Source organism: Bradyrhizobium sp. BRP23 (assembly GCF_020194135.1).
Classification (GTDB): Bacteria; Pseudomonadota; Alphaproteobacteria; order Rhizobiales; family Xanthobacteraceae; genus Bradyrhizobium; species Bradyrhizobium yuanmingense.
In genome coordinates this window covers 1-9,859 of the sequence record NZ_JADYVW010000034.1, presented here as the reverse complement: position 1 = coordinate 9,859, position 9,859 = coordinate 1, and the positions used below count along the sequence as shown (strand labels likewise).

The following is a 9,859-nucleotide window of genomic DNA, read 5'->3' as shown; positions in this document are numbered from 1 at the left end:
ATCTCATCATGGCCTGGCTGCAACAGCAGTCCGCTCGCGAGAGGCCGGATACATTTATGCAACTGGAAGCGTCATTTTCGCTGTTACGACCCTTGCACGGACGGTGCGGACCATACATTCTTTCTCAGCAAGTCCTTCAGCGCGACATTGTCGAGCATGGCAGCCGCCCCAGCCGCGTGTTCTCATCCTCCAGCGCCTTCAGCCGCTTGGCCTCCGACACCTCCATACCACCGAACTTCGCCTTCCATTTGTAGATGCTCGCGTCGCTGACGCCGTGCTTGCGGCGCCGGCCTCGTGCTCCTTCAAATCCCGATGTTCTGCTCTTCCGAAAAGCGGCTGCCTTCATGCTCTGGTCCTTCTCGTGGGCCAGAACCAACTTCAAACTGGATTAAGCCCGTGGGGCAAGGTCGGCGGCTCGGTTACATGCGTCGTCGACGAACTGTGCTGCCGGATTCAGTGCTTGGAGAGGTCGAGGCTGGAGCCCGTGTCGCGCAATGCGGCGTCCCACAACTCAGTGCGCTCCTTCGGCACGTTAATAGAACCTGGTCTTTCGGCGATCTAACGGTCGATGCCGGTGGGCCGATCGGCCCACCGCCCCAAGTCGCCCAAGTTTGCTCTTAATACAGCTTTGATCGAAGGAAGGAACGGTAGACTCGCTCCGACGAAGCTATTGACGCACGCGTTAAGTTGAGGGCTAAAAGCAACCCGTGACCTGCCACTGCGTATTTCCTCCAGAAGGAGTTAGAGTCCGGCCGAAGAAGGACGGACAGATGAAGCGAGCAAGGTTCACGGAAGAGCAGATTATCGCGGTATTGAAGGAGCATGAGGCTGGGGCGAAGACAGCCGACCTGGCTCGCAAGCACGGTGTTTCCGAGGCGACGATCTACAATTGGAAGGCCAAATTCGGCGGCATGGACGTTTCCGAAGCGAAGCGGCTGAGGGCCTTGGAAGAGGAGAACGGGAAGCTGAAGAAGCTTCTGGCCGAGCAGATGCTCGATGCGGCCGCACTTCGCGAGCTCCTTTCAAAAAAATGGTAGGGCCCGCCGCCAAGCGCGCTGCGATCGCGCATCTGCAGGCCGTCATGAGCCTGTCGGAACGGCGGGCCTGCTCGATCGTGGGGGCGGATCGGAAGATGATTCGCTATCGCTCCAGCCGCCCGCCGGACGCAGTTCTGCATGGCCGATTGCGCGATCTTGCCAACGAGCGGCGGCGTTTCGGCTATCGCCGGTTGTTCGTCTTACTGCGGCGGGAGGGCGAGCCATCGGGGATCAACCGGATCTACCGGCTTTACCGCGAGGAAGGGCTCACCGTCCGCAAACGGCGGGCTCGCCGCAAGGCCGTGGGGACCCGTGCCCCGATCCTGGTCGAGGCGAGGCCGAACGCGCGCTGGTCGCTGGACTTCGTCCACGACCAGTTCGCCAATGGCCGACGCTTCCGCATCCTCAACATCGTCGACGACGTCACCAAGGAATGCCTGGGCGCCATTCCGGAGACGTCGATCTCGGGGCGGCGCGCGGCCCGCGAACTGACGGCAATCGTCCAGCGACGCGGCAAGCCAAGAATGATCGTGTCCGACCATGGCACCGAATTCACCTGCAACGCCATGCTCGCTTGGTGCAAGGACGCAGCCATCGATTGGCACTTCATTGCGCCGGGAAAGCCGATGCAGAACGGCTTCGCCGAGAGTTTCAATGGCCGGATGCGCGATGAGCTACTCAACGAGACCCTGTTCTTCGATCTCGATGACGCCCGCGCCAAGATCGCCAACTGGGTCGCCGACTACAATCTCCAGCGTCCCCACTCGTCGCTGAAATACCTGACTCCCGCGGCCTACGCCGCCCACCTCACCGCAACGGACGATCGGCTGCGCAACCCCGACCAGCTCCGCCGATCGTCCGTTGCTCCACCCGCGCCACTTGGCGTACAAAACCCCGAGACTCTAACTGCCGCTGGATGAAAATGCAGTGGCAGGTCACCCGGCTCCCAGAGTTTCTGAACCAGGATGCCTTAGATCGCCGTTCCGTTCGCATGTTGGTGGATCGTCGTGATCATCAGGAGCCAGCATATGCTCGGAGCCACGCGTTTCAACGTGTCTGCGCGCTGCGGCACATGAGGAGACTGCTACGGTTTGGAGAGCGGTCTTGCTTACCAGGTGCAAGGGCAGCCGTACAGCTTTGCGAAGGGCGGACTGCGCTTGCAAGCAGACCACCTTAAGACAGAAGCGTGACGCACAGCCTCACACGGCGTAATAAGCTTCAAAAGTCGACGTTCAGCCGTAGGACGCCACCGACTTGCGCTGCTATCGTTCCTAATGCCCATTTCATTTCGTACGAACTGTGACGGGTCGCCTATCACGCTGCGACGGCATTCCAACAGGCGAGGGGTCCGTGCGGCAACGCTATCCAATTGATGCCGGACATTCGATAGATAGAACTCCTTGTCGCCACAATGTTACCAGCATGACTGTGCAAGTCCGACTTCAGGTCCACCAGAGAACCACATCTGGGCTCGCAAACCCAAAAAAACAGTTCAGCAGAAGGCGAGGCTTGCCATTGCCTGATTGGCCGGTCACCCCATGAACGTAGCCGCCGTCGATGAGCGCGATATCTCCTGCTTTGAGCTGAAAATCGTGATAAGGAAGGTCCTCAAGATAAGCTGTCGAAAAGGGATAGCCTGTAGTCTCCAGGCCTTGCGATTTTCGGTCACTCTCTGTCGGTTTGTGGCTCCAGATGCGCAGATTGCCACCTTCATCGGGCATGCTGGGGTAGAAATTCAGCGCTACAACCGTTTTGTTCGCCACCGGCCGAATCTCGCTATCGGCACATAGAACTTGGGCGACGTCGTCGTGGGGCTCTAAGCAATACATCCCTGCGCCAGACCAGCAGATGGCACGACAAAGATTAGCTTGACCGTGCTCCGAGCGAGCCAGCCGCAACTCAACTCCCTGTTTGTGAAGCTCGCCTTTCAGCGCATCGAATAACGCGCGGACCGGATCTACCAGATCCGCAAAAAGGGCTTCCACGAAAGGACGCGCACTTTCCGCATCGGCAAAATAGGTGGCTGCATTCCTCCTGTAGTGCGATGCGCCGACATATCGGCCGGGAACGCCATCTTTGCGCTCCTCGAGACCGGGGTTTCGATTAAAGTTCGTCGTGATGTCCTCGGCCAGCTCGGGACTGAATGCCTGTTTGATGTGCAGGCCGGTGATCTCACCCTTTAGGATTGAGATGATCTCCCCAAGTTTGATGGAGCCGGTTCGTTCCTTGGTCGTGAGAAGCGAGATCGCTGGTACTTGAGACAGCTGTGCAGTTGCCATTGCCTTACTCCTGTATTGCCTGCTCGAGGATCGCGATGCCACGGTCGAGCTCGGCATCCGAGATTGTTATCGGCGGGAGGACTTTGATGACGTCTCGGTTTGGTCCCGAAGATTCAATCAGCAGTCCGTTTGCGAACGCGATATCGTGTGCGCGGTCGACAATCGCGTGTGAGCGACACTTGAGACCCGCCATCAGGCCGCGGCCTCGCTTTTCTTCAATGCAATTCGGGAATTTCGCGACGAGATCATCAAGGTGTCGTTGCAATTTGGCAGCTGTCCGCTCGACGCCAGGAGTAAATTTGGTGTCTGACCACATTTTGCACATGGCGCCTGAAGTCACGAAAGCAAGATTGTTGCCTCTGAAGGTGCCGCTATGTTCTCCGGGTTTCCATACGTCTAGGTCGGGGCGAATCAAAACCATGGAGAGCGGATTTCCCGAACCGCTTAGCGACTTTGAAAGACAGACGATGTCTGGTTCGATCTTTGCAAATTCGAAGGAGAAGAAATCACCTGTTCGGCCTGATCCTGCTTGAATGTCGTCGACGATGAAAACGATGCCGTGGTCACGGCAGATGCGCTGAATATCCGTGAGCCAACGTGCCGATGCAGTGTTCATGCCGCCTTCTGCCTGGATCGTTTCCAGAATGATTGCGGCGGGTTTTTCTATGCCACTCCCGAGGTCGCCCAGGACGTAGTCGATGTAACTCGCTGAATCGAAAGCTCCGTTTGCATAGCCGTCATAGGGGACGCGGATCACATCGTGGCGAGCCACGCCGCCGAGCTCCCTGGTAGAGGCTGAACCTGACACAGCCAGGGAGCCAAGTGACATCCCGTGGAACGCATTTGTAAAGGCCATGACGCTGGAACGGCCGGTATATTTTCGGGCCAGCGCAAGCGCCGCTTCGTTAGCGCTTGTTCCAGTCGGTCCAGGAAATTGCAATTTGTACGAAAGACCCCTCGGCTTCAGAATCGTATCAACAAACACTTCGATAAATTCACGTTTCGCCGTTGTGTGCATATCAAGCGACAAAAGAATGTTCCCGCCCGCGAGATAATCAATTGCCGGTGCAAGGATATTGGGATTGTTGTGCCCGTAGTTGAGTGCGCCGGACCCCACAAGGAAATCAATATAGCTCTTGCCGCCCTCGTCCCAAATCGTCGCCCCAAGCGCCTTCGTAAAGACAGTGGGAAACGAGCGGCTATAGCGACGAACATTAGATTCATGAGCAGAGAAAACGTCAACATTCATCTTGCGGATCCGTGTGCATGCATCTCATTGAGCGAAATGGACTGAACACGTTCAGTTTGCGACAAACGTCCAGACTGCAGCGACTGGTTCATCACGGTGCATTCCAGACCGTTGTCTCGATTCAGCTCCTGGCGAGTCTCTATCTAAGAATCTGCGAACAAAGAACCTACTAAGGCCGGCAGTTTTTGTTGCAGAGGCACTGACACTGCCCCGCAATATGTGGAACGGCCGGCGTGCAAGAGCTTCTTCAGCCGATTTCACACATTAGGACCGTGCCGTCATATCCCCGGCCTTTGCGCGCGGCACGTGGCCGCTGGGCTCGATGAGATCCGCGCAACGGGGAACTAAATCAAGTTCACGCGTTTTAGCGCATGGGGGGCAGTAGCTTCACTCGCTTCAGGATTTCGTGCCGTGGTTCATCGGCTGTTGTTGCACCTTGCCCTCTGCCGGCCTGCGCCGGTCAGATCGCCTTGGCGACTGGCGTCCATCGGACGGCGGCCGCAGTAGTCGACAGCGGGTTGGGGTGCCGGTAGGTCCCGCCTTTCGCCAGAAGGGCGCAAATGATCCGCGAAGTCTTGTTGACTTGCGCAAGCGCGACAACCTTGAAAGACGGTCTGGCGAATAGCGCCTTCAGCCAGGGTCGCACCTGAGCGTCCTCTGCCGCTTGTCGATGGGGCGTTGAAAGATCGAATCCCATCAGTCGCCCTGCTTTCTGGATCGGCTGATGGCGCTCGGGTGGTCGCAGGAAGAAGTGATCGATGATGATCTGGGTCGTTCAGCCACCGGCGGCGACCGCCGGATTTGAGCGAATGGTAGCGGAGTTTGCCTCGGCAAGGCTGGTGCGGTTTGCTCCCGCAATATCGCGCTTCGCCAGCAACAGCCGGGACGGGCAGCAGACGCGTGGGCGATACCGTTCTGGTCGATCAGGAGACGATCTATGCGCCGAGCCACGGCACCGCCCCCTCCAGCTCGGGCTCAAAGGCTGCCTCAATGAGTACGAGCTGGATTCGTTGCGCCAGCGCTCGCTCTCGGCCCGCTACGAGAAGACGCGCCGGGGCGAGTTGGTTGTGGCGGCGCCATATCCCGCACTACAACTGCGCCTGGATGGATAACGACGGCCCTCATGGCTTCCGCGGATTGCGCGTCGATGATGCAGTCGATACTGCTTGCTTTTCCGTCGGGGCGCTACGCCGCTGCAACCGCGGCCGCCAAGGAAGCCGGCGAACGGCGCGATCAGATGCGCGATGCTCTCAGCCGCAACGTCGAAGCAGCGTGCTATGGCGCCGACCGGGCCTTGCAGCAATTCGATGCGGCTGCCCCTGCTAGCCGGTTGGTGGCGAGGAACGCAAGACACCGTACGGCCGATGGCTGCCGCTGATCCAGCGACGCCTTGCGTCGCTGGCCACTGATCTAAAGACTGTCTGAACGGCGCCTACAACCAATGCACGGCTGAAGAAGTGCATCGTGGGCATCCCGATCGACAAAGTCGTGGCCGATGTAGCCTCGGAGATCGTTCTCGTCGTCCACTACGAGGTGACGCCACAGCGAGCTGCCCTCGCCGACGCGCCGGCGCGGACAGCGCGGCAGCACCTCTGCCGAGCCATCCAAGCCGTGCGTCAGCTGGTGCTGATCGGTAGCGACGAACTGATTGCGGCTTCCTCAACCGCAACGGCCGCTAGACGGGCAACGGCAAGCGCCGGAGCCGCGTGCGCGTCACATCAATGAGCTCGAAGTACCGTGTCCCGGTGTTCAAGCCCGCGGAGGACGGGATCAAGCCTTGGCTCATCCTGAAGATTGCATCCAAGACGCTGCGGCTCGCGCCTAAAGCGGGAGAGATCCAATATCTTCATCCTCTGTTGGATGGTCACTGGGTCTTCGCCCGCGCCGCCTCAGAGCGTCCGCCGTTCAATCGATCACCAAAGGGCGCGGCAAATCCAAAGCCTCCGCAGGATCGCCTCCCAACCAGCGAAACCTCTTCTCATCAATCGCATAGCCAGACGGGTACTCCGATGCAGGTTTGACAATTGCGCCAAGTCTCCACATTTTTCCGGGCCTCCAGAAGGGGCATGAACCAGTGGGCGTTGAGGCATTCGGCCAGGAAGCGGCAGTTGGAGGCTGGATAAAGGCGTTGTCGGTCGGCATTCCGAGCCGCGAGAGGCGAGAAGACCAGCGTGGCGCCGCGCTGATGGGCCCACAGGTAAGATCGCGCGAAAACGAACTCGCTGCCTTGATCGACGCGGATCGTTGCCGGAAACCCACTTTTAGCTGTAATCGAAAGGCCCCGTGGCACCGTCGACTACCGCTGAAGTCAAGGCATGTGGCGTACGCCGTTCTGTTGGCTAAGCGCAAGCACGCGCACGGCTCTCAATATGATTGAGAAGGGCAGTCGGACACTTGGCGCAGCTGTTCGTCTGGTATTTCTTAAGGGCGGTTCCCCAAGCAGTTTCTAGGTCAAACCCCGGGTACCGGACGTTTCCGACAACAAGTTTATGGCTGTCGGGATCACCGATCGCGCAGGAACAGGGATAGAGGTCGCCGTTCGTAGAGAGATAGCCCGAAGCGAAATAACAGTTGCATTCGGTGAATCGAACGTTCGGCGGCTGCTTTGTCACTTCGATGAGAATTGGCGTTAGCAGCTCAAGGCGCGTCGAGCCCTGTGCAGCCATTGCGATTAGTGCCGTCTGAAGTTCTCTAACTTCCTCAGCCGAGTCCAAACATTCGTCTTCGTAGTCGAGAGCGGCACCTACAGCGAACATCGGCATGATTCTGAAAGTGTCGACGCCGATCGATGACAATGCGCGATAGGCGTCTAAGGCCCCATGGATGTTGTGCCGATTCACAATCATCCTAGCCTGCACCAAGACCCCGCAATTAACTGCCTCTGCCATCTGCCGGAGTGCCGTTTTGTGAACTCCCCGCTTTGTCTGAACGCGGTCAAGCGCCTGCGCGTTTGCAGCATCACAATTGAATTGAAAGGCAAGCTTGTCGCGATCGTCGAAGATTGATGCGACATCACGAACTGGCACCTGACCAAGTCCACCAGTGTTCAGCTGGACATGAATGCCCCGTCTGTTTGCAGCGTGTGCCATCAGGGCTGCAGAGCGCGGAAACACGATTTTGAGAAGCGGCTCACCACCGGTTACGATGACTTTTTCCAACCTATGTCGTTCAACGAGGAGGTCCACGAAATTTGTAATTTCCTTGATAGTCAACTGTGATGGATCCCGGCGTCTCCTAGATTGATTTCTATACTGTTCGGGAACATAGCAGCGTTTGCAATGAAGATTGCAGTAGGAGGATACACTTATTTTGACTTGGCCAAAAACGAGCGGAGGCAAGTTGCGAAACGGCATGAGGTCCTTCCAACTTTTCTGAGGGCGGAGCAGGATTTATGCCAGCAGGAGGCCAACGGAATGTTGCCGGCCTTTGGGCACAATGTCGCGATCTGCTCCTATCGAATCTGTGACCAGGATCCCTTGCCGTAAGCATCGGGTAGCGATGATCACCCACTCGGCATTCTCAGATCCCGTTGCCGCGCCATTCCTCCAGCGCGAACCGGTACCGCTGGCGGCGATGCCTTCACTCTCAGTGAAGCCCCTAACTCCAACCGCGAGAGCGAGTCGACACAGGCCGCGCACGTAAGCCAACGGCTCTATCGTGCCGGGGGCTTGTCGAGCAGCGCACCAGTGTTATTTTCGTCGCTGATCGTCTTGCGCGTCTCGTCCGCACTATTGCAGCAACGCTGCTCGTCCATTGGCTCTCGATTTCCTGCAACCCTTGCCTCCAACGGCACAATGCGGAGTACCGGTGCTCTCACCTTCGCATTCCTAGTTCGATCAGCCGTTCACCCAATGGTGAGCCCAGCACTTCTACTCGGATATTGCGCATGCTCCACGTGCCCGCGTTAACCAGCCCGCCCCCGAAGCTCCAACCCCTATTTTGGATGCTTCTGGCACAGCGACCTGCGCACCTCTGTCGGCAAGATGTAGGGCGGCAGCAAGGGTCGCCCGGGCAGCGCTACGCCGAGCGGCACGGTAATTTCTGCGCGCCTGCTCACGGGAGCCACTACGCTTGCCGGTGACGCTGGACTGACCGCGCCCCACTGATGACTGCATTCGATCATTCACGAAATGAAAGCAGCAACACCATTTGCCCGCCACTCGAGCTCGCACTCGGCTCGCACATGATGCAAATATCCTACCCACGTCACTGCGACGGTGCCATTCCTCTGGAGGGCGCGGCTAACAGACCACTCGCGCTGACCGTATACCGGCCGGACTTTGGTAGTCCCCGCGCTCTGCAGCAGTAATCATCATTGCGCGCCCACCGATCTCATCCCTCGGGCAAGTCGTCCAGCCAGCAAGCATCCTCCACGTGCGGCCGGGAAAAGATCCTCCCGATCTTTTCGGGCATCTTATTTTGATGATATCGCATATACACGCGACCATCATCTCCCAGATCGAGGATCTCGATCTTTCCCGTGTAGTGGGACATGATGTATTTGAATGTCTTCTGGATGCCGCTGAGACGTTGGTTGATGCCGCGCGTAATCTCTAGTCCGCGACGCAATGAAACCTGAAAGTGCGAAGCGCCTTTGACTGGCCTGCCCTGAAAAAGATAGTAGGGACGCACTCCGATTTGATGACATTTGGCAAAGGTCGCCGCCAACACCTCGGGATCATCATTGACTTTCGCGAGAAGAACGGACTGATTGAGGAATTGTACGCCCTGTGCGCGTAAGGACTGAATTTGGCGTACCGCATAGCCCGAAATTTCGCCGATGTGATCGAAGTGTGTGACGATTACTGCAGTCTTACCCGTTTTTTGGAGTCGTTGGAACAAGGCCGGTAGAGCGGAATCGTCAAAACGCTTGGGCTCATAGGCCACCATTTTCGTCCCGAATCGAATTGATTCCAAATGTCTGATGGGGAGCAAATGATCAAGAATCTCATTGAGCTTGGCAGTGCTGAGCACGAATGGGTCCCCTCCAGATAGCAGCACGTTCGTCATTTCAGGGTGGTCGCGAATATATTGGGCGACCCTTGCGAAATCGGGCGCAATTTCATCGGACTCCTTGCCGACTAGGCGCTTGCGAAAGCAATAGCGGCAATATGACGCGCATCGGTCCGTTACAAGCAACAAACCGGTCTGGGGATACTTGTGCTGGTGATCTGAGGCCGGCAAACTGGACCATTTTTGGCTAGAGTTGGCGCTGCGTAAATCCCTCGACTGGGAGGAGCGACGACGATGAAGGCCTCGAAGTTTTCGGACGCCCAGAAGGCGTTTATCCTGAA

Annotated in this window: 8 protein-coding genes and 2 pseudogenes; 4 read left to right on the top strand and 6 right to left on the bottom strand. The window is 57.7% G+C overall.

What is annotated here, in order from left to right:
• Window positions 1–113: 113 nt before the first annotated feature.
• Window positions 114–314: pseudogene (locus I6F24_RS37165) on the bottom strand (transposase); the annotation flags it as partial.
• Window positions 315–770: 456 nt separating this feature from the next.
• Between I6F24_RS37165 and I6F24_RS37160 the strand changes: the two are divergent.
• Window positions 771–1,957, top strand: a protein-coding gene (locus I6F24_RS37160; protein ID WP_225148794.1) for an IS3 family transposase whose coding sequence is annotated in 2 segments (ribosomal slippage) — window positions 771–1,023 and window positions 1,023–1,957 — 1,188 coding nt in all. Because the reading frame shifts where the segments join, the coding sequence is not laid out codon by codon here.
• A gap of 522 nt (window positions 1,958–2,479) precedes the next feature.
• Here the strand turns inward: I6F24_RS37160 and I6F24_RS37155 are convergent.
• Both I6F24_RS37155 and ectB read right to left on the bottom strand, forming a co-directional pair.
• The gene (locus tag I6F24_RS37155) at window positions 2,480–3,316 is read right to left on the bottom strand and encodes a hypothetical protein (RefSeq protein WP_225131521.1); all 837 of its coding nucleotides are present in this window, start codon (window positions 3,314–3,316) and stop codon (window positions 2,480–2,482) included.
• 4 nt (window positions 3,317–3,320) lie between these two features.
• A complete protein-coding gene (gene ectB / locus I6F24_RS37150) occupies window positions 3,321–4,565 on the bottom strand; it encodes a diaminobutyrate--2-oxoglutarate transaminase (RefSeq protein WP_225148793.1) in 1,245 nt (414 codons plus the stop codon).
• Window positions 4,566–5,712: 1,147 nt separating this feature from the next.
• Between ectB and I6F24_RS37145 the strand changes: the two genes are divergently transcribed.
• The 3 genes from I6F24_RS37145 (at window position 5,713) to I6F24_RS37135 (ending at window position 6,586) form a co-directional block, all read left to right on the top strand.
• Window positions 5,713–5,943: a hypothetical protein gene (locus I6F24_RS37145; protein ID WP_225131517.1), complete on the top strand. Its 231-nt coding sequence runs from the start codon at window positions 5,713–5,715 to the stop codon at window positions 5,941–5,943.
• An 86-nt stretch (window positions 5,944–6,029) separates the two neighbouring features.
• Window positions 6,030–6,290: a hypothetical protein gene (locus tag I6F24_RS37140; protein WP_225131515.1), complete on the top strand. Its 261-nt coding sequence runs from the start codon at window positions 6,030–6,032 to the stop codon at window positions 6,288–6,290.
• Window positions 6,287–6,586, top strand: a complete 300-nt coding sequence (locus I6F24_RS37135; protein ID WP_225131525.1) for a hypothetical protein — start codon at window positions 6,287–6,289, stop codon at window positions 6,584–6,586. The genes I6F24_RS37140 and I6F24_RS37135 overlap by 4 nt, the downstream gene beginning before the upstream one ends.
• Window positions 6,587–6,591: 5 nt before the next feature.
• Here I6F24_RS37135 and I6F24_RS37130 read toward each other — a convergent pair.
• From I6F24_RS37130 to I6F24_RS37120, 3 genes and pseudogenes are all read right to left on the bottom strand, one after another.
• Window positions 6,592–6,828: pseudogene (locus I6F24_RS37130) on the bottom strand (integrase core domain-containing protein); the annotation flags it as partial.
• A 76-nt stretch (window positions 6,829–6,904) separates the two neighbouring features.
• Window positions 6,905–7,918, bottom strand: a complete 1,014-nt coding sequence (locus I6F24_RS37125) for a radical SAM protein (protein ID WP_225131513.1) — start codon at window positions 7,916–7,918, stop codon at window positions 6,905–6,907.
• A gap of 979 nt (window positions 7,919–8,897) precedes the next feature.
• Window positions 8,898–9,859 (bottom strand): lysine 2,3-aminomutase (locus I6F24_RS37120; RefSeq protein WP_225131512.1); only part of this gene is annotated, 962 nt, incomplete at its 5' end.